We start from the raw sequence: 22,581 nt of genomic DNA, 5'->3' as shown, positions 1-22,581 counted from the left end.
GCCCGGAAATTCAAGGCAGTGGTCCTTTCGGACCAAGTGACGCCAAGCGCGGGCCGCGCTAGACGGGGGCAAACGCACGAGAGGGACAAATGGATACGAAATCCTTAATCGCCGCCTATTACGACGCCTTCAACGCGGGCCGCACCGACGACATGCTGGCCCTGCTGCACGACGAGGTGGAGCATCACGTGAACGAAGGCGGCATCCGCCGGGGCAAGGCGCTGTTTGCCGAGTTCAACGCGCACATGACGGCAAGCTACAAGGAAACCCTGACCGACATGGTGGTCTTCGCCAACGAGGCGGGAGACCGCGCGGCGGCGGAGTTCGTGGTGAACGGCACCTACCTGAAGACCGACGAAGGCCTGCCCGAGGCGAAGGGCCAGACCTACCGCCTGCCTGCGGGCGCCTTTTTCACCATCCGCGACGGCAGGATCGCCCGCGTGACGACCTATTACAACCTGGCCGACTGGATGCGGCAGGTCAGCCGATGAGCGTCACCACGCGCGTCCTGACCGGAGAAGCCCTGGCCGCCGCGCTGGAGGATGTCGCGCGTCTGCGCATCCGCGTGTTCCGCGACTTCCCCTATCTTTACGATGGAAACGAGGATTACGAACGCGACTACCTGCGCGCCTATCAGTCGCCCGGCGCGGTGGTCGTGGCGGCGATGGAGGGCGCCCGCGTCGTCGGCGCCGCCACCGGCGCGCCCATGGCCGACCACGCCGCCGATTTCGCCGCGGCCTTTGCCGACCGGCCCGAGCCGTTGGACCAGATCTTCTACTGCGCCGAATCGGTGCTGCTGCCCGAATATCGCGGCCAGGGCATCGGCCATGCTTTTTTCGACGCGCGCGAAGCCCATGCCCGCGATCTTGGCCTGACCCACAGCGCCTTTTGCAGCGTGATCCGCCCGGCCGGACATCCGGCCCGGCCGGCCGGCTATCGCCCTCTGGACGGGTTCTGGCGCAAGCGGGGCTATGAGCCGCTGCCCGGCGTCATCGCGCATTTTTCCTGGAAGGATCTGGGCGAGGCCGCCGAAACCGAGAAACCCCTGCAATTCTGGATGCGCCGCCTGTGAAGATCGCCGCCAGCGCCTATCCCATCGACTGGTTCGACAGCTTTGCCGACTACGAGGCGAAGCTGGCCCGCTGGGTCGCCGAGGCCGGTGGCGCCGACCTGCTGGTGTTTCCCGAATACGGCGCGATGGAGCTTGCCTCGCTGGGCGGGCGCGACGCGGCGGGCGATCTGGAAGCCTCGCTGCACGAGGCCGGGCGGCACTGGCCGCAGGTCCAGGCGCTGCATCTGCGGCTGGCGGCAGCGCATGGGTGCCACATCCTCGGCGCCTCGGGGCCGGTCTTTGAAGGGCCGCGTCCGGTCAACCGCGCGGTTCTTTATGGTCCCGAAGGCATCATCGGCCATCAGGACAAGCAGATCATGACCCGGTTCGAACGCGAGGCTTGGGATGTGACGGGCGCCCCGGGCTTGCGGATCTTCGATACGGCGCTTGGCCGGATCGGGGTTCTGATCTGCTATGACAGCGAATTTCCGCTGCTGGGACGGGTGCTGGCGCAGGCGGGCGCGGAACTGCTGCTGGTGCCGAGCTGCACCGACACGGTGGCGGGCTTCAACCGCGTGCGCATCGGTGCGATGGCGCGCGCCCTGGAAAGCCAATGCGTCGTGGTGCAGTCGCCCACGGTCGGAGCCTGCGACTGGATGCCCGCGCTGGACGAAAACCGGGGGCGCGCGGCCATTTACGGCCCGCCCGACGGCTTCTGGCCGGAAACCGGGATCATCGCGGAAGGTCCGATGGACCGGCCCGGCTGGGTGACGGCCGAGGTCGATCTGTCCCGCGTGTCCGACAGCCGCCGGAACGGCGCGGTTCTGCCCTTTGCCCATTGGCCGGAAAGCGATGGCATCGGGCTGACGGGCTGACGGGCAGGCAACTCTTTTTTAACGGATTGCGTTTTATCAAGGTCGGCACCTTCCACGCCGTCTTTTCGGGCCATGTTTCGCGGCAATGCTGCATATCAACGACACCATCACCATCGAGGAGTGGGAGCTGACCGAGCAGTTCACCAGATCCCAGGGACCGGGCGGGCAGAACGTCAACAAGGTCGAAACCGCGGTCGAGCTGCGGTTCGAGGCCGCGCGTTCGCCGAACCTGCCCGACGCCGTGAAGCGCCGCCTGGAACGGCTGGCGGGGCGGCGTTGGACGCGCGACGGCGCGGTGGTGATCCTGTCGCAGGAAACCCGCAGCCAGACCCGCAACCGCGACATCGCGCGCGAAAGGCTGGCCGACCTGATCGGGCGCGCCGCCGAACCCGTCAAGCGGCGGGTCGCGACAAAGCCCACATGGGGCAGCCAGCAGCGGCGCCTCAAGGCCAAGGCCACCCGCGGAGAGGTCAAGACCCTGCGCGGCAGGGTGGAGGATGGCGAATGATGCCCTGGGGCCAATCGCTGCGCCTGCTGCTGGGCTGGCGCCCCGCCGCCATGCAGGTCGGCGCGATCTGCCGCCGCCCGGACACCGGCGAGGTTCTGCTGATCACCAGCCGCGGCACGGGCCGCTGGGTCATTCCCAAGGGCTGGCCGATGGAGGGCAAGACCCTGCCCGGCGCCGCCGCCACCGAAGCCTGGGAGGAAGCGGGCGTCGAAGGGCATGTCCACGAGACCGAGATCGGCCGCTATCGCTATGACAAGGAACAGGACAGGGGCTGGTCCGTCCCGGTCGAGGTTCGCGTTTTTCTGATGGATGCCGAACACATGCGGCCCGACTTCCCCGAAGCCGGGCAGCGCAAGCGGCGCTGGTTTTCGCCTCGGGAAGCGGCACAACTTGTGGTTGAGCCAGATTTGAGGAAGATCCTGCTTGCATTGCCAAAGCTGTCCGGCTGACATGCGGGCATGACCCGGCCCAACCGCGACTACCGCACGCTCGACAAGGATCTGGGGCGGATCACGATTGCCGAATCCGCCCAGTTCCATGCCCTCCGCCCCGTTCTGCAACTGGGGGCCGGGATTCTGCTGGCGGTGTCGCTGATCTTCCTGGCCCTGGGCGTCACCGGCCATCAGCCCGGCCTGATCGCCGTCGGCGCGGGCTTTATCGTGGCGGGCTGGCTGGGCCTGTCCATCGGGGCGAACGACATCGCGAACTCGCTGGGACCGGCGGTCGGGGCGGGGGCGATCGCCATCGGTCCCGGCCTTGCGCTTGTGGGCCTGGCGGAAATCGCGGGCGCGGCCCTGGCGGGCCATGCCGTCACTTATCGGCTGGCCGAGGGGATCGTGGACACTGCCGTTCTGACCGGGGAGGCCGGGCAGATCGTCATGCTGGCCGCGCTGATCGCGGCGGCGGGCTGGATCACGATCGCGACGGGGGCGAACCTGCCGGTCTCGACCTCGCATTCCATTGTCGGCGCCATTGCCGGAGCGGGACTGGCGGCGGCGGGATCGGCGGCGGTATCCTGGGGGGGGATCGCCGCCATGGCCCTGGCCTGGATGCTGACGCCCCTGGCGGCGGCGGTCTTGGCCGGGGCGCTGCTGGCGCTGCTGCGGCTCAAGGTGGCCGAGGCGCCGGATCGCGGCCGCGCCGCCCGCGCCTGGCTGCCGCCGCTGATCGGCGCCATGGTCGGGCTGTTCGTCGCCTATGTCGCGGCGCTGCTGCCCGTGCTGTCGCTGCGCCTGCCCCAAGCCCTGCTGCCCGGCGCCGCGGCGGGGCTGGCCACGGCGCTGCTGATGCGCGGCCGCGTCAACCGGCTGCTTGTCCAGGCGGGGGACGACAAGCCGGGGATGAAGCGTCTCTTGCGCCAGCCCCTGCTGTTTGCCGCCGTGATGATGGCCTTTGCCCATGGCGCCGGCGATGCGGGCAATGTCGCGGGACCGCTGCTGGTGATCCTGACGCCGGACCACCAGGGGGAGTTGCCCGCGCCGTTGCTGTTGCTGGCGGTGGCGGGCGCGGCCATCGCGCTTGGCGCCGTTCTGTTCGGCCGCCGCCTGGTCGGCATGGTGGGCGAGGGGATCACCCGCCTGAACCCCGCCCGCGCCTTCTGCATCACGCTGGCGACCGCCCTGATCGTGCTGGTCGCGTCCGCCTGGGGGTTGCCGGTCTCGTCCACGCATGTGGCCGTGGGCGGCGTCTTCGGCGTGGGCTTCGTGCGCGAGCTGCTGGACCGGCGCGCCGACCGCCAGCGGGCCTTGCTGCCGGTCGAGGAACGCCGCCGCCGCCAACTGATCCGCCGCAGCCACGTCGCCACCATCACCGCCGCCTGGGCGGTGACGGTGCCGGTCACGGCGGCTTTGGGCGGGTTGTGCTGCCTGGCGATGCTGCGGCTGGCGGGGCTCTAGGCGGCTTCAGACCACCACGTCCAGCCGGGCCTGCTGGCCTGTCCCGAAGACGCGGCGATAGCGCGCCAGCTCCTCGGCCGGGCCGGTGGCCTTGGCGGGGTTGTCGGACAGCTTGACCGTGGGACGCCCATCGGCCGACACCGCCTTGCAGACCAGGCTGAAGGGCGCAAGCCCGTCGCCCGCGACCAGCCCTCGGAAATCGTTGGTCAGCAGCGTGCCCCAGCCGAAGCTGACCTTCACGCGGCCATGGAACTGGTGGTGCAGCTCGACGATCTTGGCGACATCCAGCCCGTCCGAAAAGATGACCAGCTTGCGGCGCGGATCCTCGCCGCGTTCCCGCCACCAGCGGATCGCGGTTTCGGCCCCTTCGGCGGGGTCGCCGCTGTCGATGCGGATGCCGGTCCAGCCCGCCAGCCAGTCGGGCGCGCCCTTGAGGAAGCCTTCGGTCCCGTAGGTGTCGGGCAGAATCATGCGCAGGTTGCCGTCGTGTTCCTCGTGCCAGTCGGCCAGAACCTCGTAAGGGGCGCGGCGCAACTCCTCGTCCGTGTCGGCCAGGGCGGCATAAACCATCGGCAGCTCATGGGCGTTGGTGCCGATGGCCTCGATGTCGCGGCGCATGGCGATCAGGCAGTTCGAGGTGCCGGTGAAGCGTTCCCCCAGTCCCTCGATCATGGCCTGCACGGCCCAGTCCTGCCACAGGAAGCTGTGGCGCCGCCGCGTGCCGAAATCGGCGATGCGCAGGTCGGGCAGGGTGCGCAGCACCTCGATCTTTTCCCACAGGCGCGTCATGGCGCGGGCATACAGCACCTGCAATTCGAAACGCCCCAGGGTTTGCAGGACGGCGCGGGACCGAAGCTCCATCAGGATGGCAAGCGCCGGAATTTCCCACAGCATCACCTCGGGCCAGCGGCCTTCAAAGGTCAGTTCGTATTGCCCGTCGCGCTTGTCCAGCTGATAGGGGGGCAGGCGCAGGTTCTCCAGGAACTCCATGAAATCGGGGCGGAACATCTGGCGCTTGCCGTAGAACGTGTTGCCGCGCAGCCAGGTGGATTCCCCGCGCGTCAGCCGCAGGCCCCGGACATGATCCAGCTGTTCGCGCAGCTCGGCTTCGTCGATCAGCTCGGCCAGGCGGATGGATTTGGTGCGGTTGATCAGGCTGAAGCGGACAACGGTATCGGGCCGGTTGCGAAAAATCGACTGGCACATTAAAAGCTTGTAGAAGTCCGTGTCGATCAGAGACCGGACGATGGGGTCGATCTTCCACTTGTGGTTGTAGACGCGGGTGGCGATATCGACCATCGGCTTTACTCCAGTTTGACGCCCGCGGCAGCCATGCCGGCGCGGGCGCGGTCGCGGCTGCCGTCCAGGTCGATCGCGCGGGTCGCGGATTCGATCACGGTGGCGGTGAAGCCCAGCTTCGCGGCGTCCATCGCGCTCCAGGCGACGCAGAAGTCATGGGCCAGGCCCACGAAGAACAGGTCCGTCAGGCCCCGGTCGCGCAGGTATCCGGCCAGGCCGGTGGGGGTGGCATGGTCGTTCTCGAAAAAGGCGGAATAGCTGTCGATCCCCGGACGGAAGCCCTTGCGGATCACCAGATCGGCGCGGTTCCGGTCCAAGCCGGGGTGGAAATCCGCGCCCTTCGTGCCGATCACGCAATGGCCGGGCCACAGCACCTGCGGGCCGTACGGCATCTGCATCAGGCTGAACGGATCCGCGCCCGGGTGGTTGGCGGCAAAGCTGGCATGGTTTGCCGGGTGCCAGTCCTGGGTCAGCACCACGGCGTCGTGATCGGCCATCAGGGCGTTGATGGGGGCCACGATGTCGTCCCCGCCCGCCACGGCCAGGGCGCCGCCGGGGCAGAAGTCGATCTGCATGTCGATAACGATCAGGGCGCGCGGCATCGGTTCCCCCTTTCCCGGGATGATCATGCCTAGGAACTGCGCGCCCTGGGGTCAATGGCTTGCAAGACCGGGCATTGCTGGCTAAGGCCGCGCCCATGCTGACCGTTGCCGCGCTGTATCACTTTACCCGCTTTGCCGACCCTGCCGCACTGAAAGGTCCGCTGGCCCGGACGGCCTGCGCCCATGGCGTTCGCGGCACGCTGCTGCTTGCGGCCGAGGGGATCAACGGCACCATCGCCGGGACGCGGCGGGGCATCGACGCGGTGCTGGCCCATATCCGGGCCCTGCCGGGCTGCGCGGGGCTGGAATGGAAGGAAAGCGCGGCGGACGCCATGCCCTTCGGCAAGATGAAGGTGCGTCTGAAACGCGAGATCGTGACGATGGGCCAGCCCGATGTCGATCCCCGCGCCTCGGTCGGTCACTATGTCGAGCCCGCCGACTGGAACGCGCTGATCACCGCGCCCGACGTGGCGGTGATCGACACCCGCAATGATTACGAGGTCGCCATCGGCAGTTTCGCCGGCGCCGTCGATCCGGGCACCCGCAGCTTCCGCGACTTTCCGGCATGGTGGCGGGCCAATGCGGACCGCTTCGCGGGCAAGCGCATCGCCATGTTCTGCACCGGCGGCATCCGCTGCGAGAAATCGACGAACTGGCTGCTGTCGCAGGGCGTGGGCGACGTGTTCCACCTGAAAGGCGGGATCCTGAAATACCTGGAGGACGTGCCCGCACGGGACAGCCTGTGGCAGGGCGAGTGTTTCGTCTTCGACGGGCGCGTCAGCCTGACCCACGGCTTGCAGCAGGGCCGCCATGGCCTCTGCCACGCCTGCCGCCGCCCCCTGGCCCCCGAGGACCGCGAGCGGCCGGAATACGAGGAAGGCGTTTGTTGCCATTGTTGCGTCGGGGAATACGACGAGGCTGACCGGGCGCGGTTCCGGGAACGGCAGCGGCAGGTCGCGCGGGGCGAGTTGAAGTTCGAAGGAATTGTCCTCTCGCCAGGTCGAGAAAGTCCCTGTACGCCTTGACGTGATTCCAAACGGGGTTTGCAATGGCGCTGATTTACAAGGGTACTACAGGGAACAACCGTCTCAAGGCAGACAATGTGTTTCCGTATGGCGATGTGGTTCAAATGCACGGATACGCCGGAGATGACGAACTGTCGGGCGCGTTTCTGCACGGCAACAAAATTTTCGGGGATGCGGGAAATGACACCTTGCGAGGTGGCGCTGAAACCAACCTGCTGGATGGCGGCGACGGCAATGACGTCCTGGATGCTTGGATAGGGGATTATTCAATCCTTCGGGGAGGCGCTGGAAATGACCGGATCATCGGAGGCGACGCGGGCGGACTTCTGGACGGCGGCCAGGGCATAGACACGATGACTGGCGGCGATGGCGGCGACACCTACGTTGTCAATCATCTGCGTGACGAAATAACCGAGATTTACAGTCCTTACTACGACAACGACCCGAATCCTGCCGATCAGGTGAACGCCTGGGTCAGCTGGACCCTGGGCGCCAATCTGGAAAACCTTCTTTTGCAAGGCAAGGCCGCGATCAACGGCACCGGCAATGGGCTTTCCAACCTGATCGTCGGCAATGCTGGCAACAATAGTCTGTCAGGTGGCCGTGGTGCCGACACCCTGGAGGGTGGACTGGGCAACGACACCCTCGATGGCGGAGCGGGCACGGACACGATCCGCTTCGCGGCCAGCCTGGCCGTTTCGGTCAATCTTTCGAAGGTTGCCGCTCAGAACGCCGGCCTGGGACTGGACACCATCCGCAATGTCGAAAACGTCGTGACCGGCGCGGGCAATGACCGGATCGTCGGCAACGGACTGGCGAACACCTTGACGGCGGGGACGGGCAATGACGCGCTCGTGGGCATGGCGGGCAACGACCGCCTGCTGGGGCAGGCAGGCAACGACCGCCTCCAGGGCGGAACCGGGGCCGATACGCTGGCTGGCGGGATCGGCGCGGATCAGTTCCTGTTTGCCAGGGGCGACGGTGCCGACCGGATCGCGGATTATCAGGACGGGCTTGACCGCATCGTCATCAGCGGCGGGGCCGAAGCCTTCGGGCAGGTCAGGATTGCCGACATCGGCGCGGATGCCCGGATCGCCTTCGGCGACGTGACCGTCATCCTGACGAATGTCGATCACGCCCGGCTTGGGCCCGAGGATTTCGTTTTTACCTGATGACCCAGGGGCGGGGCGCCCCTTACCGCCCCGTTCCCAATCCGCCTGCCGAGATCGCCGCCATGTTCAGGATGTCGTTCACGGTCGAGGTGGTGGAACAGATCTGGATCGGCTGCGGCACGCCGGTCAGGATCGGGCCGATCACCGTGGCGCCCGCCATTTCCTGCATCAGCTTGACGCTGATGGACGCCGAATGGCGCGCGGGCACGACCAGCACATTGGCAGGCCCTGTCAGGCGGCTGAAGGGATAGCGCGCGGCCGAGTCCATGTTCAGCGCCACATCCACGGTCATCTCGCCCTCGTATTCGAAATCGACGCCGCGGCGGTCCAGGACCTTGGGCGCCTCGGCCATCTTGATCGCGCGTTCGCTGACCGGATAGCCGAAGTTCGAGAAGGACAGAAAGGCCACGCGGGGTTCAAGCCCCAGGCCGCGCGCCACGGCGGCGCCGCGGGTGGCGATGTCGGCCAGATCCTCGGCTTCGGGCCATTCATGGACCAGGGTGTCGCCGATCAGCACGATCCGGCCCTTGTGCAGGACGGCGGACACGCCGACGGCCCCGTCCTGCGGGCGCAGGTCGAAGACCTTGCCCAGTTGCGCCAGCACCGGGGCGTTCTTGCGGGTCGCGCCGGTGACAAGCCCGTCGCCATGGCCATGCGCCAGCATCAGGGCGGCAAAGACATGGCGGTCGCGGTTGGCCAGCTTGTGCGCGTCCTCGCGGTCCACGCCCTTGCGTTGCAGGCGGGCGTAAAGGAACTCGTGATACGCATCCAGATGCCGGGAATTGGCGGCGTTCACCACCGTCAGTTCGCGCACCGCGTCGCCCAGGCCCGCCGTTTCCAGCTTTTCCTTCACATCGGCCTCGCGGCCCACGACCAGGGCCTGGCCCATGCCGCCGCGCTGCCAGGCGACGGCGGCGCGCAGCACGCGGGGGTCGTCGCCTTCGGCAAAGATCATGCGCGCCTGGCTTTGGCGGGCGCGGGCATGGATGCCTTGCAGGATGGCGGCGGTCGGATCCATGCGGTTCTTCAGCGACTGGACATAACCCTCCATGTCGATGATCGGGCGGCGGGCCACGCCGGTGTCCATGCCCGCGCGCGCCACCGCGGGCGGCACGACATGGATCAGGCGCGGATCGAAGGGCGTCGGGATGATGTAGTCGCGGCCGAATTGCAGCTTGCGGCCATAGGCCACCGCCACCTCGTCGGGCACATCCTCGCGCGCAAGGGCGGCCAGCGCCTCGGCGCAGGCGATCTTCATCTCGTCGTTGATGGCGCGGGCATGGATGTCCAGCGCGCCCCGGAACAGGTAGGGAAAGCCCAGGACGTTGTTGACCTGGTTCGGATAGTCGCTGCGCCCGGTGGCGACGATGGCGTCGGGGCGGACGGCATGGGCGTCCTCGGGCGTGATCTCGGGGTCGGGATTGGCCATCGCGAAGATCACCGGGTTGTCGGCCATGCTTTCCACCATGGCCTGCGTCACCGCGCCCTTGGCCGACACGCCCAGGAACACGTCGGCGCCGCGCAGGGCGTCCTCCAGCGTGCGCGCCTCGGTCGCGACCGCATGGGCCGATTTCCACTGGTTCATCCCCTCGGTCCGGCCCTGCCAGATGACGCCCTTGGTGTCGGCCATGATGCAGTTTTCATGCCGCGCGCCCATCGACTTCAGCAGTTCCAGGCAGGCGATCCCGGCGGCGCCCGCGCCGTTCAGGACGATCTTCACGTCCTCGATCTTCTTGCCCGAAAGTTCCAGCGCGTTCAGCAGGCCCGCAGCGCAGATCACCGCCGTGCCGTGCTGGTCGTCGTGAAAGACCGGAATGTCCATCATTTCCTTCAGGCGCTGCTCGATGATGAAGCATTCGGGCGCCTTGATGTCCTCGAGGTTGATGCCGCCGAAGGTCGGTCCCATCAGGCGCACGGCGTTGACGAACTCGTCCGCGTCCTCGGTGTCCAGCTCGATGTCGATGGCGTTCACGTCGGCGAACCGCTTGAACAGCACCGCCTTGCCCTCCATCACCGGCTTCGAGGCCAGCGCGCCCAGGTTCCCCATTCCCAGGATCGCCGTTCCGTTGGAAATCACGGCCACCATGTTGCCCTTGGTGGTGTAATCATAGGCCGTTTCGGGCCGGTCGGCGATGGCCTGGACGGGCACCGCGACGCCCGGCGAATAGGCCAGCGACAGGTCGCGCTGCGTCGCCATGGGGGTGGATGCCACCACGTCGAATTTCCCCGGGCGCGGCTCCATGTGATAGGCCAGGGCCTCCTCGGGGGTGATGCGGGCGCTGCGGGGGGTCTTGTCGGCCATGGTGCTTCTCCGGGACTGGTGATCCCGTTTAACGTCGCGTCACCGCTGGCTCAACAGGCTTCGCGGGCAAGGCTGTGTTGCGCAATCGGACGGGTCACATGCTGACCTTGACGAAGCTCTCGCGCAGGGCGGCGGACCAGGCCGCGCTCATCCGGGCGAAGTCGGCGTCGCCGTCTCCGATCCGGCGGCGGGTGGTGACGGCGCAGGCGTCCTTTTCGATGATCGCCAGATCCAGGGGCATTCCGACCGACAGGTTCGACCGCAGCGTCGAATCCATCGACAGCAGCACGGCTTTCTGCGCATCGGCCAGGCTGGTCGCGGGCGTCACCACGCGGTCCAGGATGGGCTTGCCGTATTTGTGTTCGCCGATCTGCAAAAAGGGCGTGTCCTCGGTCGCCTCGATGAAATTGCCTTCGGGATAGATCAGATACATCCGCATGTCGCCGCCGCAGCGCTGGCCCGCAACGATCATGGAGGCCGAGGCCTGCTGGCGCAGGTCGCGGCACTGTTCGGCGATCTCCCGACGCGTGCGCGACAGGGTGTCGCCGATGATCGTGGCGACCTGCAACATGGTCTGCGCCTTCATGATCGAGGTCGTCTCGTCCGCCATCTCATCATGGATGGCCTCGGCCAGGCGGGCCAGCGTGGTCTGCGTGACCGACAGCGACCCGGCGGTCATCACCACGATGGCGCGTTCGCCCGGCTGTTCGAAGAAGAACATCTTGCGATAGCAGGCAATGTTGTCCAGCCCGGCATTGGTGCGCGTGTCCGACAGCAGCACCAGTCCGGCATTCAGCTTCAAGCCGACGCAATAGGTCATGGCCGCGTCTTCCCCATGATGGTCGCGCCGCAATCTAATGGCCGCGCGGTCCGGTCGCAATCCGCCTTTCGCCTTTGTCCAGATCTCCCCCGGGGCGAAGCGCGCCCGGCTAGCTTTGCGTCTGGCTCTGGCTCTGCGTCTGGAGGCGTTCCACGTCCTCGACATTCACCGCGACATCCAGCGTCTCGGCGCCCTGGCCCGCGGCGATCCCCCGGATCGGAGCCGCGTCGGACGCATCCAGCCCCGACCCCAGCCGGACATAGCGTTCGTCGGGGCAGCAGCGGTTCGCCGGATCGAAGCCCACCCAACCCAGGCGGTCCACATGGATCTCGGCCCAGGCATGGGCGGCCTCATGCGCCTCGCCTGCTGCGGCGGCTTGCAGGTAGCCCGAGACATAGCGCGCGGGCAGGCCGCGCAGGCGGGCGACGCTGATCAGGGCATGGGCATGGTCTTGGCAGACGCCTTCGCCCTGCGCCAAGGCCTCGGCCGCGGTGGTGTGGAATTCCGTCCGGCCGGGGGCATAGGCGATGGCGTCCGACACGGCGGCGGACAGCCTGTGGGCCAGATCCAGCGAATCCGCGGCCTCCGTGACCGATGCGGCCAATTCCCGCAGCGCCGCATCGGCCCTGGTCGCCGCCGTGCCGCGCCCATAGGCCAGGGGGTGGATCAGCTCGCGGTGGCCGCGCAGGACGCCCGCGGTGTCGCGCGTCTCGATCCGGCCGGTGACGGCGACTGTCACCTCCTCGGTGGGGCCGCGCACGGTCCAGCCCTCGATCCAGTCGCCGGCGCCGTCGCGGAAACCGGGGCCGCGGATGCCGCCGCCGACCTCGATCACCCAGTCATGGGCCCGCTGCCCTTCGAAGACCGAGGGCGTCAGGCGCAGGCTTTGGACCAGGTTTCTGACCGGCCGGTCGTAACGGTAAACCGTCTGGTGAACGATGCGCAGCTTCATCCCTTACGATCCCCCCAGCAGGTAATCCTCGTGCACCAGGGTCGAGATCGTGCCGATCTCGCCGATGAACCAGGTCAGGAACTCGTGCAGACCTTCGTCGAAGATCATGTCGATGTCATGGGCCTGCAAGCGGCCCAGCACCTCGCGCGCCTTGTCCCGCGCATTGGTTGGCACCGTTTCTCCGTATCGCTTGGCGATGCCTTCCAGGTTCCACACCGCCTCGTAAAGCGAGGTGATCAGCGACCGCGGGCTTTCGCCGTTCAGGATCAGGAAATCCGCCACGCGGGCCGCCGTGATGTCGCCGCCATAAGCCCAGTGATAGGCGCGGTGCGCCGACAAGGCGCGCAGGATCACCTGCCATTGATAGGTGTCCAGCCCCGATCCCACGAACTCGATCCGGGGCAGAAGCACATAGTATTTCACGTCCAGAAGGCGCGCGGTGGCGTCAGCCCGTTCCAGGCCATAGCCCAGGTTCATGAAATGCCAGCCGTCGTTGCGCAGTTGGGTGGCGTTGATCGCGCCCCTGACGGTCGAGGTGTGGCTGGTGGTGAAATCCGTCAGCGACCCCGTGTCCAGCTTGTCGCGCGGCGTGCGTTCAAGCCTGCGCAGATCCTGATAGGCGACGTTCAGCGCGTCCCAGACCTGGCTGGTCAGCGCGGTGCGCACGATGCGCCCCGCCTCGCGCGCCTTTTCGACGCAGGACAGGACCGACGACGGGTTCTGGCGGTCGAAGAAGATGAACTCCTCGATGTTCTCCTGGCTGATCTCGCCGTATTTCTCGGCGAACAGGTTGGCGGTGCCGGACGCCTGCAACAGCGAGTTCCATTCGTTCTGATAGCCCGAGGCGGTGTTGGGCAGCAGCGTGATGCGGTGGCCCACGTCCAGCAGACGGGCGGCGGTGTCGGCGCGTTCCAGGTGGCGGCCCATCCAGAACAGGTTGGCGGCGGTGCGGCTGAGCATGAGCGTTACCCCCTTTTATTCCGACAGGACCCAGGTGTCCTTGACGCCCCCGCCCTGAGACGAGTTCACGACAAGGCTGCCTTCGCGCAATGCCACGCGGGTCAGCCCGCCCGGCACAAGCTCGATCCGGTCGCCGCACAGGCAATAGGGCCGCAGGTCCACGTGGCGGGGCGCCAGGCCTTCGGCGACAAAGGTGGGGCAGGTGGACAAGGCCAGCGTCGGCTGGGCGATGTAGTTGCCGGGATCGGCCTCGATCTTGGCGCGAAAGGCCTCGATCTCCTCCCTGGTGGACTTCGGGCCGACCAGCATCCCGTAGCCGCCCGACCCGTGGACCTCCTTCACCACCAGGTCGGGCAGGTTCTCCATGACGTACCGGTAGTCGTCGTTCTTCCACAGCGTCCAGGTCTGGACGTTCTGGAGCAAGGGTTCCTCGCCCAGATAGAAGCGGACCATTTCCGGCACAAAGGTATAGATCGCCTTGTCGTCGGCCACGCCCGCGCCCGGGGCCGAACAGATCGACACGCCCCCGGACCGATAGACATCCATCAGCCCCGGCACGCCCAGCATCGAATCGGGGCGGAAGCACAGGGGATCCAGGAACGGGTCGTCGATCCGGCGGTAGATCACATCGACGCGCTTCGGCCCCTGGGTCGTGCGCATGTAGACGAATTCGCCGTCCACGAACAGATCGGCCCCTTCGACCAGTTCGACGCCCATGAGGTTCGCAAGGAAGCTGTGCTCGTAATAGGCGCTGTTGAAATGGCCCGGCGTCAGAACCACGCAGGTGGGCCGGTCGTGGCACTTGGCGGGGGCGACCGATTCCAGCGTGCGGCGCAGCAGATCGGGATACTGGTCCACCGGCTCGATCCGGTTGCCCCGGAACAGGCCGGGGAACATCCGCATCATGATCTCGCGGTTTTCCAGCATGTAGCTGACGCCCGAAGGGGTGCGGCAGTTGTCCTCCAGCACGTAGAACTGGTCCTTGGCGGTGCGCACCAGGTCGATGCCGATGATGTGGGAATAAACCCCGCGCGGGGGCACGACGCCCACCACGGCCTTTTCATAAGCCTCGTTCTGGTAAACCAGCCGGGCGGGGATGCGGCCCGCGCGCACGATCTCGGCCCGGCCGTAAACGTCGCGCAGGAACGCGTTCAGGGCGCGGGCCCGCTGCTTGATGCCGCGTTCCAGGCGGCGCCATTCGGCCTGCTCGAAGACGCGGGGCATCATGTCGAAGGGGATCAGCCGGTCCGGGTCGCCGCCCTCGCCATAGACGGCGAAGGTGATGCCGATGCGGCGGAACAGGGCCTCGGCCTCGGCCTGCTTCATCTGCCGGAAATCGGCGGGCATCGTCTCGACCCATTGGCTGAGCCGCGCATAGGGTTCGCGGACCCGCGATCCCTCGAACATCTCGTTGTAATACGTCATGAGTCCACCCGCTGACACCGGACCCTTCGCAGGCCTTCTTCCCCCTGATGATCGGAGACGGTTTTTGCCAAGTCCACAGGGGAATGGCGGTTTCTGCGCGAAAGTTCCGCAGGATCAGGGCGGAACGCAGGCAAACGGAAGCGGCGGCGGCGGGCCGTGCCGAAGTTTTGGGCAGGGCGTCATCAATGCCTGGCCGGGGCGGGCCGCGGCGGCGGCGCTTACGGGATGGTAACCTTTTTGCCCTAGGGCTGGTCATGGGAAGCAGGGGAACAGAATGCCGACACTGATCGTCAACGAAACCGAAGACCACATGATCATCACGGTCGAGGATGCGCGCATCGACGCGGCCATCGCCACCCGGTTCAAGGACCGCCTGCGCGAGATCGTGCTGCGCGGGAAAAAGCCCGTCCGGCTGGACATGCGCCGGGTCGATTTCATGGACAGCTCGGGCCTGGGCGCGATGATCGCGGTGCGCAAGGCCCTGCCCGAGGCCCTTCCGCTGGTTCTGGAAGGGCTGACCCCCAATGTGGAACGCGTGTTCCGGCTGACGCGGATGGACACTGTTTTCGACATCCGCCCCGCCGTCCCCCAACAGGAGTAGAGTAACGATGTCCCATACCGAACGGCAGAATGCCGGCCCGCAACCCCGTTCCGCGACCAGATCGCAGCCGATGTTCCACCGCGTCCTGCATGCCGACCCCCACGAGGTCCGCAAGACCCTGGTGGACCTGCGCAACCGCTTCGCGGAGGCGGTCGATGCCGATGCGTTGGGCCGGCTGGAGCTGGTCCTGGCCGAGGTGATGAACAACGTGGCCGAACATGCCGCCACCCAGGGGGTGGGGGCCGGGTGCATGCACCTGTGCATCGTCATGCAGGACGGCGGCCTGTCCTGCGCGATCACCGACGATGGCGGCAAGCTGCCCGCCGACTGCCTGAAGCCGCGCGGCCTGCCCGCGCTGGATCCGCTGGATCTTCCGGAAGGCGGCTTCGGCTGGTTCCTGATCCAGGGGCTGACGCAGTCGCTGTGCTATTATCGCGAAGACCACCGCAACTGCCTGGCCTTCACCGTGCCCTATCACCAGGTCAGTTGAGCAGACCCATCAGCGGATAGCGCCCGTCCTCGAAATCGCCGAACATCTCGACCACTTCGGGATGGTCCAGGGGCTCGCCCGACTGGTCGGGCATCAGGTTCTGTTCCGAGACATAGGCGACGTAATAGGTCGCCTCGGTTTCGGCGTAAAGGTGGTAGAAGGGCTGGTCCTTGGCCGGGCGCGCGTCTTCGGGGATCGAATCGTACCATTCCTGGGTGTTCGCGAATTCGGGGTCCACGTCGAAGATCACCCCGCGGAACGGCCGGTTCCGATGACGGACGACCTGGCCCAGGCCGTATTTGGCGATTCGATGATGTGCCTGCATGAATGTTCCACTGCGCTTGGGGACAAGGCTGACGGGCGTTCTAATCCCGCCGGGCGATTCTGTCCACCAGATCACCAGCATTTGCACGATTTCCGGGGGTGCCGCGACCCGGGGGCCACAGCGGACGGCCTTACCTGGCGGGCCGAGCGCCCTTGTCCTCGGCCAGCAGGGGCACGGTGGACATCGACATCTTGGCCGATCCCTCGCCCAGCTCGCTGGCATGGGCCAGATAAACCAGCACGCGGTTTTCCGCGTCGTAGATGCGCTTCACCCGCAGCGACTTGAACAACAGCGACCGCCCTTCGCTGAACACGTCGGCGGGCTGGCCCGGTCGCAGCGCGCCGACATCGACCGGCCCGGTGCGGCTGCACTGGATGGCGCTGTTCGAGGGATCCTCGAACCAGTTGCCCTGGCTGAGGCGGTCCAGGACGGATCGTTCGAAATAGGCCAGGTGGCAGGTCACGCCGCCCACCTCGGGATCGGCGATGGCCTCGATGACGATGTCATTGCCCATCCAGTCCACGCCGATCTGGGCGATCTCCTCGGCCCGGGCCAGGGCGGGCAGCATCAGCAACGCGGCAAAGATCATTCGCATGGCAGGTTCTCTGGTTGCAGGTGGACACGGCCTTCGTCGGTCAGAAGATGCACCGCGCCCTTCTCGATCGCCACCGCGCAAAGCGGGCGGCCATAGGCCGCGCCGCCGTCGACGTTCAGGCGGTTGCCGTAATGGGTCGCCGTCTGGATCGCGGTGTGACCATGGACGACCAGCGGGCCATGATCCACGGGGCTGTTCAGGAACCCCTGCCGGATCCAGACCAGGTCCTCCTCCACCTGGTCTTGCAGATCGACGCCGGGCCGGATGCCCGCATGAACGACCAGCGCCAGGGGATGAAGGAAATACAGCGGCAGCGAGGCCAGATAGCTGACGTGATCGGCCGGCACGGCGCGCTTGGCCTCGGCCAGCATCCGCTCGGGCCCCAGGGCGGTATCGACCCCGTAGGAGCGCAGCGTCTCGGGCGCGCCCAGGCCGGAATGCAGCGTCCAGTGCAGCTTGGAACTGAGGCCCGGATCGACCCAATCGGGTTGCAGCAGGTATTGCGGCAGGAAACGGTCGTGATTGCCGCGCGTCACTGTCCAGGGGCGGCCTTGGGCCTGGCCGGTCATCAGATACTCCACAACGCCGCGCGAATCCGGCCCCCGGTCGATCAGATCGCCCACATGGGCGATAACCGCGTTCCGGCCGCCGTCGCGGAAAATCCGCTCATGCGCGGCCTTCAACTGGTCCAGATGCCCGTGGACATCGCCGATGACGTAAAGCCGCATCCCCGCCCCGCCTGATGAAAGCCGCGCCCCCTGGTTAGGGGGACGCGGCGGGATCGTCAAACGGCGAACTGCAAGCGGCGGGCTTGCAGGAATTTGCCGGTGGCTTGCAGCGCGGCCAGGGCGGCATCGCTGATCGGCTCGTCCAGATACAGGATCGCGATGGCGTCGTTGCCCTGCGCCGACCGGCCCAGGGTGAAGTTGGCGATGTTGACGCCCAGATCGCCCAAGGTCGTGCCAAGCGCGCCGATCACGCCCGGCACGTCCTTGTTGCGGGTATAAAGCATGTGCGCCCCCACTTCCGCATCGACGGTGATGCCGCGAATCTGGATGAAGCGGGGCTTGCCGTCGCTGAAGACCGTGCCCGCGATCGACCGTTCGCGCGTGTCGGTGACAACCGTCAGCTTGACATAGCCCTCGAACACGCCCGCCTTGTCCTGGGTGGTGGTAGCCACCTGCACGCCGCGTTCCTTGGCCATGACCGGGGCCGAGACCATGTTCACGTCCGGGTTCGTGGCCTTCATCACGCCCGCGATGACGGATGCGTTCAGGGCGTTCAGGTTCATCGTGGCCGCCACGCCGTCGTACAGAACGTTGATCGCCTTGATCGGCTCCTCGGTCATCTGGCCCACGAAGGCGCCCAGATGGCCCGCAAGCTTGATCCACGGCCCCATGACGGCGGCTTCCTCGGCCGTGACCGAGGGCATGTTCAGCGCGTTCTGCACCGCGCCGGTCAGCAGATAGTCCGACATCTGCTCGGCCACCTGAAGGGCGACGTTCTCCTGGGCCTCGGTGGTGGAGGCGCCCAGATGCGGAGTCACAACCACGTTCGGCAGGTTGAACAGCGGGCTGTTGGTGGCGGGTTCCTCCGCGAAGACGTCAAAGGCGGCGCCTGCGACGCGGCCTTCCTTCAGCGCATCGGCCAGGGCTTCCTCATCCACCAGGCCGCCGCGGGCGCAGTTGATGATGCGCGCGCCCGGCTTCAGCTTGGCGATGGCCTCGCGCGACAAGATGTTGCGCGTCTTTTCCGTCAGCGGCACGTGGAAGGTGATGAAGTCCGCGCGGCCCAGCAGCTCGTCCAGTTCGACCTTGGTCACGCCGATCTCCTTGGCGCGCTCGGGCGACAGGAAGGGGTCATAGGCCAGCACCTTCATGTGCAACCCCAACGCGCGGTCGATGACGATCGACCCGATGTTGCCCGCGCCGACCACGCCCAGGGTCTTGTTGAACAGCTCGACCCCCATGAAGCGGTTCTTTTCCCACTTGCCCGCATGGGTGCTGGCGCTGGCCTCGGGCAGCTGGCGCGCCACGGCGAACATCATGGCGATGGCGTGTTCGGCTGTGGTGACGCTGTTGCCGAAGGGCGTGTTCATCACGATCACGCCCTTTTTCGACGCCGCCGGAATGTCCACGTTGTCGACCCCGATCCCGGCGCGGCCGATCACCTTGAGGTTGGTGGCATTCTGCAACAGCTTTTCCGTGACCTTTGTCGCAGAGCGGATCGCAAGGCCGTCATACTGCCCGATCACGGCGGCCAGCCGGTCCTTGTCCTTGCCCAGGTCGGGCAGGTAATCGACCTCGACCCCGCGGTCGCGAAAGATCTGGACCGCGGTTTCCGACAGCTTGTCCGACACGAGAACCTTCGGCATCTCAGTTCATCCTTCCTGTGCGGCACCCTTCACCCAAGGGCGCTGTTCATCTTCGTGAAAATATCCTGGGGGTCCGGGGGCTAGCCCCCGGCCTTCACTCCTGCGCGGCCAGTTCGGCGCGATAGGCCCATTCGATCCACGGCATCAGGGCCGCGACATCGCCGGTCTCGACCGTCGAGCCGCACCAGATCCGCAGTCCCGCCGGCGCATCGCGATAGGCACCCGCGTCGAGCGCCACGCCTTCCTTTTCCAGCCGCTTGGCGACGGCCTTGGCAAAGGCGGCGCCGTCGGCGATGGCGGGATCGGTGAAGCGCAGGCAGACGCTGGTGTTGGACGCGGTGGCCGGATCGGCGGCCAGATCGGCGATCCAGTCCTTGTCCGCGATGAAGTCGCGCACGGCCTTGGCATTGGCATCGGCCCGCGCGATCAGGGCCCGGACGCCGCCAAGCGATTGCGCCCATTTCAGCGCGACCAGGTAATCCTCGACCGCCAGCATCGAGGGCGTGTTGATCGTTTCGCCCTTGAAGATGCCCTCGATCAGCTTGCCGTTCTTGGTCATGCGGAAGATCTTGGGCAGCGGCCAGGCGGGGGTATGGGTTTCCAGCCGTTCCACCGCGCGCGGCGACAGGATCAGCATCCCGTGCGCGCCTTCGCCGCCCAGCACCTTCTGCCAGCTGAACGTGACCACATCCAGCTTGTCCCAGGGCAGGTCCATCGCGAAGGCGGCCGAAGTCGCGTCGCAGATGGTCAGGCCCGCCCGGTCGGCGGGGATCGCATCGCCGCTGGGCACGCGCACGCCGCTGGTGGTGCCGTTCCAGGTGAACACGACATCCTTGTCGAAATCGACCTGCGCGAAATCCACGATCCTGCCATAGTCGGCCTTGCGCACCGTCGCGTCCAGCTTCAGCTGCTTGACGGCATCCGTGACCCAGCCTTCGCCAAAGCTTTCCCAAGCCAGCATCTCGACCGGGCGGGCGCCCAGCAGGGACCACATCGCCATCTCGACCGCGCCGGTGTCGGAGCCGGGTACGATGCCGATGCGGTAATCGGCGGGAACGCCCAGGACCTCGCGCGTCAGCTCGATCGCCTCGGCCAGCTTCGCCTTGCCGACGGCGGCGCGATGCGAGCGGCCAAGCGGAGCGTCCGCCAGCAGGTCCAGGCTGTAATGGGGGATCTTGGCGCAGGGGCCCGAGGAAAAGCGCGGATTGACCGGGCGCGCGGCCGGGATCGTCAGATCTTTCATGCTAGCCTTCCAGCTAAAAGCCCTTCGTTGGGGAAGGGTGTCCCGCCGCCGGGAATACGCGGGACGGATGGGTTTTGCAAGAAAGAATCAGCCGTGGCCGCGCGCGCCGAAGATGGCCGATCCGATGCGGACATGGGTCGCGCCTTCGGCGATCGCCGCCTCGAAATCCGCGCTCATGCCCATGGACAGATCGGGCAGCCCGTGATCGGCGGCCAGGCCGCGCAGCAGACGGAAATGGGGCAGGGGATCCTGGTTCTCGGGCGGGATGCACATCAGGCCCTGGGGCGACAGGCCCAGGTCGCGGCAGGAGGACAGGAAGACCGGCAGTTCGTCCGCGAGAATCCCGGCCTTTTGCGGCTCGTCCCCGGTGTTGACCTGGATGAACAGCCGCGGGCCGCGGCCCTTCTGGGCGATCTGCGGCGCGAGCTTGCGGGCCAGGGTCATGCGGTCAAGCGTATGGATGGCATCGAACAGATCCACCGCCGCGCGGGCCTTGTTCGATTGCAGCGGGCCGATCATGTGCAATTCCACGCCCGGCCAGCGGTCGCGCCAGCCGGGCCACTTGCCCTGCGCTTCCTGCACGTAGTTTTCGCCGAAGACGCGATGGCCCGCGTCCAGCACGGCGGTTACGCGGCCTTCGGGCTGCACCTTGCTGACGGCGATCAGCGTGACGCTGCCCGGCGCGCGTCCGGCCCGTTCCTCGGCCGCGGCAATGCGGCGCCTGATGTCATCCAGCCCCATGCGGCGACAAGACAAAAAGAAAAGAGCGGGCGCAAGGCCCGCTCTCGAGTTTGACGTCCGATCCGGGGATCAGAAGTCGAAGCGCACGCCCATGTCGGCGGTCACGCGCTCTTGGTAGTCGCGCTGAAGCGAGGCGCCCAGACGGGCACCGCCCAGGTCGTAGTTGACGCCGATACCGAACGAGTTGTCGGTTTCCTTCTGCGTCCAGTCGCCGCTGTTGTTGGCGATATAGGCTTCGATGTTGGTCAGGCCGTCGGCCAGCGTGTAGTCGCCATACAGCGTGACGGTGTTGCCGAAGTCTTCGATGACGTTCGGGTTGGTCGGGTCGCTGCTGATGCCGGTGAGGCTGCCGGCATCGCCGTTGTCGATCCAGTTCAGGCCGATGCGGGCGTTTTCCATGACCGCGTAACGGGCACCGACGAAGTACACGTCGTGATCGTCAATGCCAGCGCCGTTCAAAGCGAAGCCGCCCGAGAGTTCCAGGCGCTCGTTCCAGGTGTAGTCCACCGAGAAGCTGAATTCTTCCTTGGCATTGAATTCTTCATCATCACCCGAAAACGGATCGTCAGGGATGAAATCTTCATTCAGGCCGGTCTGATCCGGGTCCACATACGAGAAGCGGACTTCCAGGTTTTCCACGGCGTAGGTCGCCGCGACGCCCAGGCGGTCATCGTCTTCGTAAGCTTCGCTTTCATAAGCAAAGAACGAACCCAGGGCGTTGCCGCCGACCGAGCGGTCGTAGGAACCCAGTTCCGAACCGTAGATCAGGCCGGCCGAGTCAAGCGCGGTATCAACGTTGCCGACTTCAACGGTCAGCCCGCTGGAGGTGACGTACAGCTTGCCGGCGTTCAGTTCGCCAGAGTTGTCGCCGTTCTGGTCCCACTGGATGCGGAAGCGGGCACCGAAGTCCACGCCCTGGTCAGTTGAGGTCGCGGCGTCGATGTTCATCCGCAGGCGCGAGATCACTTGCGAGTCGCTGCCGCTGCGGAGGATGCCGCCTTCAACCACCTCGTTCTGCAGGCCGTCTTCGTAATAGATCACGCCGGTGCGGCCGTAGCCCGAGATGGTCACGTCGGCGGCGGCGGCGCCGGCGGTCAGGACCAGCGCGGTGGAGGCGATAAGAGCCTTTTTCATGGTCAAGTTCCCTCTTGTCTCTCTGATGCCCAAACCGGCATTACCGCCTTGGGTATGCTGCTTGTTTCCCCCGTCCGCACTCACGATGCAACGGAATCGCGCGGCCCCCCCGGCCTTGGCCGATCCTGTGATGCACAAGGGCCACACCTTCTTGTGAACGTTCCCGCCGCCCGCCCGCGGCGCCCGGACCAA

24 protein-coding genes are annotated in these 22,581 nt (G+C 66.6%); 10 read left to right on the top strand and 14 right to left on the bottom strand.

The features are described from left to right. Positions 1-89: 89 nt before the first annotated feature. The 6 genes from ACFOM8_RS14115 (at position 90) to ACFOM8_RS14090 (ending at position 4,329) form a co-directional block, all read left to right on the top strand. A complete protein-coding gene (locus tag ACFOM8_RS14115) occupies positions 90-491 on the top strand; it encodes a ketosteroid isomerase-related protein (protein WP_377762388.1) in 402 nt (133 codons plus the stop codon). Continuing rightward, positions 488-1,072, top strand: coding sequence for a GNAT family N-acetyltransferase (locus ACFOM8_RS14110; RefSeq protein ID WP_377762386.1), 585 nt, complete (start codon positions 488-490; stop codon positions 1,070-1,072). Before ACFOM8_RS14115 ends, ACFOM8_RS14110 begins: the two co-directional genes overlap by 4 nt. Then, complete coding sequence (locus ACFOM8_RS14105; protein ID WP_377762384.1) at positions 1,069-1,926, top strand: carbon-nitrogen hydrolase family protein; 858 nt, start codon at positions 1,069-1,071, stop codon at positions 1,924-1,926. The genes ACFOM8_RS14110 and ACFOM8_RS14105 overlap by 4 nt, the downstream gene beginning before the upstream one ends. An 85-nt stretch (positions 1,927-2,011) precedes the next feature. Then, positions 2,012-2,434, top strand: coding sequence for an alternative ribosome rescue aminoacyl-tRNA hydrolase ArfB (gene arfB, locus ACFOM8_RS14100; protein ID WP_377762382.1), 423 nt, complete (start codon positions 2,012-2,014; stop codon positions 2,432-2,434). Continuing rightward, positions 2,431-2,883 carry an NUDIX hydrolase gene (locus ACFOM8_RS14095; protein WP_377762380.1) on the top strand — a complete coding sequence of 151 codons (453 nt, stop codon included), beginning with the start codon at positions 2,431-2,433 and terminating at the stop codon, positions 2,881-2,883. Before arfB ends, ACFOM8_RS14095 begins: the two co-directional genes overlap by 4 nt. A gap of 9 nt (positions 2,884-2,892) precedes the next feature. Beyond that, on the top strand, positions 2,893-4,329 hold the full coding sequence (locus ACFOM8_RS14090; protein WP_377762378.1) for an inorganic phosphate transporter: 1,437 nt from the start codon (positions 2,893-2,895) through the stop codon (positions 4,327-4,329). A gap of 6 nt (positions 4,330-4,335) precedes the next feature. Here the strand turns inward: ACFOM8_RS14090 and pncB are convergent, their stop codons facing one another. Then, complete coding sequence (gene pncB, locus ACFOM8_RS14085) at positions 4,336-5,628, bottom strand: nicotinate phosphoribosyltransferase (RefSeq protein ID WP_377762376.1); 1,293 nt, start codon at positions 5,626-5,628, stop codon at positions 4,336-4,338. A gap of 5 nt (positions 5,629-5,633) precedes the next feature. After that, positions 5,634-6,230, bottom strand: a complete 597-nt coding sequence (pncA, locus tag ACFOM8_RS14080) for a bifunctional nicotinamidase/pyrazinamidase (RefSeq protein WP_377762374.1) — start codon at positions 6,228-6,230, stop codon at positions 5,634-5,636. Positions 6,231-6,325: 95 nt separating this feature from the next. On the opposite strand from pncA, the gene trhO reads away from it, so the two are divergent. Further along, on the top strand, positions 6,326-7,255 hold the full coding sequence (gene trhO, locus ACFOM8_RS14075; RefSeq protein ID WP_377762372.1) for an oxygen-dependent tRNA uridine(34) hydroxylase TrhO: 930 nt from the start codon (positions 6,326-6,328) through the stop codon (positions 7,253-7,255). 23 nt (positions 7,256-7,278) lie between these two features. Beyond that, positions 7,279-8,427, top strand: a complete 1,149-nt coding sequence (locus ACFOM8_RS14070; RefSeq protein ID WP_377762370.1) for a calcium-binding protein — start codon at positions 7,279-7,281, stop codon at positions 8,425-8,427. A gap of 22 nt (positions 8,428-8,449) precedes the next feature. On the opposite strand, the gene ACFOM8_RS14065 is transcribed toward ACFOM8_RS14070, so the two are convergent. From ACFOM8_RS14065 to ACFOM8_RS14045, 5 genes are all read right to left on the bottom strand, one after another. Then, positions 8,450-10,729 carry an NADP-dependent malic enzyme gene (locus tag ACFOM8_RS14065; RefSeq protein ID WP_377762368.1) on the bottom strand — a complete coding sequence of 760 codons (2,280 nt, stop codon included), beginning with the start codon at positions 10,727-10,729 and terminating at the stop codon, positions 8,450-8,452. Positions 10,730-10,823: 94 nt separating this feature from the next. Then, on the bottom strand, positions 10,824-11,549 hold the full coding sequence (locus ACFOM8_RS14060; protein WP_377762366.1) for a peptidase: 726 nt from the start codon (positions 11,547-11,549) through the stop codon (positions 10,824-10,826). 109 nt (positions 11,550-11,658) lie between these two features. Next, a complete protein-coding gene (locus ACFOM8_RS14055; protein ID WP_377762364.1) occupies positions 11,659-12,501 on the bottom strand; it encodes a transglutaminase family protein in 843 nt (280 codons plus the stop codon). A 3-nt stretch (positions 12,502-12,504) separates the two neighbouring features. Then, positions 12,505-13,461, bottom strand: coding sequence for an alpha-E domain-containing protein (locus tag ACFOM8_RS14050; protein ID WP_377762362.1), 957 nt, complete (start codon positions 13,459-13,461; stop codon positions 12,505-12,507). Positions 13,462-13,476: 15 nt separating this feature from the next. After that, positions 13,477-14,886: a circularly permuted type 2 ATP-grasp protein gene (locus ACFOM8_RS14045; RefSeq protein WP_377762361.1), complete on the bottom strand. Its 1,410-nt coding sequence runs from the start codon at positions 14,884-14,886 to the stop codon at positions 13,477-13,479. Positions 14,887-15,160: 274 nt separating this feature from the next. Here ACFOM8_RS14045 and ACFOM8_RS14040 point away from each other — a divergent pair, with 274 nt between their 5' ends. Together ACFOM8_RS14040 and ACFOM8_RS14035 are read left to right on the top strand one after the other, a co-directional pair. Continuing rightward, complete coding sequence (locus ACFOM8_RS14040) at positions 15,161-15,487, top strand: STAS domain-containing protein (RefSeq protein ID WP_377762359.1); 327 nt, start codon at positions 15,161-15,163, stop codon at positions 15,485-15,487. Positions 15,488-15,557: 70 nt separating this feature from the next. Beyond that, positions 15,558-15,977, top strand: coding sequence for an ATP-binding protein (locus ACFOM8_RS14035; protein ID WP_377762357.1), 420 nt, complete (start codon positions 15,558-15,560; stop codon positions 15,975-15,977). Here ACFOM8_RS14035 and hspQ read toward each other — a convergent pair. From hspQ to ACFOM8_RS14000, 7 genes are all read right to left on the bottom strand, one after another. After that, entirely contained in the window at positions 15,970-16,302 is a 333-nt protein-coding gene (gene hspQ, locus ACFOM8_RS14030) for a heat shock protein HspQ (RefSeq protein WP_377762355.1), read from the bottom strand. The genes ACFOM8_RS14035 and hspQ overlap by 8 nt on opposite strands. A 130-nt stretch (positions 16,303-16,432) precedes the next feature. Continuing rightward, positions 16,433-16,897 carry a CreA family protein gene (locus tag ACFOM8_RS14025; protein ID WP_377762353.1) on the bottom strand — a complete coding sequence of 155 codons (465 nt, stop codon included), beginning with the start codon at positions 16,895-16,897 and terminating at the stop codon, positions 16,433-16,435. Continuing rightward, a complete protein-coding gene (locus tag ACFOM8_RS14020; RefSeq protein WP_377762352.1) occupies positions 16,888-17,625 on the bottom strand; it encodes a metallophosphoesterase in 738 nt (245 codons plus the stop codon). The genes ACFOM8_RS14025 and ACFOM8_RS14020 overlap by 10 nt, the downstream gene beginning before the upstream one ends. 56 nt (positions 17,626-17,681) lie before the next feature. Beyond that, positions 17,682-19,271, bottom strand: coding sequence for a phosphoglycerate dehydrogenase (gene serA, locus ACFOM8_RS14015; protein ID WP_377762350.1), 1,590 nt, complete (start codon positions 19,269-19,271; stop codon positions 17,682-17,684). 94 nt (positions 19,272-19,365) lie between these two features. Then, positions 19,366-20,514, bottom strand: a complete 1,149-nt coding sequence (locus ACFOM8_RS14010) for a phosphoserine transaminase (RefSeq protein ID WP_377762348.1) — start codon at positions 20,512-20,514, stop codon at positions 19,366-19,368. A gap of 87 nt (positions 20,515-20,601) precedes the next feature. Then, a complete protein-coding gene (locus tag ACFOM8_RS14005; protein ID WP_377762347.1) occupies positions 20,602-21,255 on the bottom strand; it encodes a YggS family pyridoxal phosphate-dependent enzyme in 654 nt (217 codons plus the stop codon). Between the two features lie 69 nt (positions 21,256-21,324). Then, a complete protein-coding gene (locus ACFOM8_RS14000; protein WP_377762345.1) occupies positions 21,325-22,389 on the bottom strand; it encodes a porin in 1,065 nt (354 codons plus the stop codon). Between the last annotated feature and the right edge of the window lie 192 nt (positions 22,390-22,581).

The organism is Paracoccus angustae (assembly GCF_042648745.1).
In the GTDB taxonomy this organism is placed as follows: Bacteria; Pseudomonadota; Alphaproteobacteria; order Rhodobacterales; family Rhodobacteraceae; genus Paracoccus; species Paracoccus angustae.
This window is presented reverse-complemented; position numbering and strand designations above follow the sequence as displayed.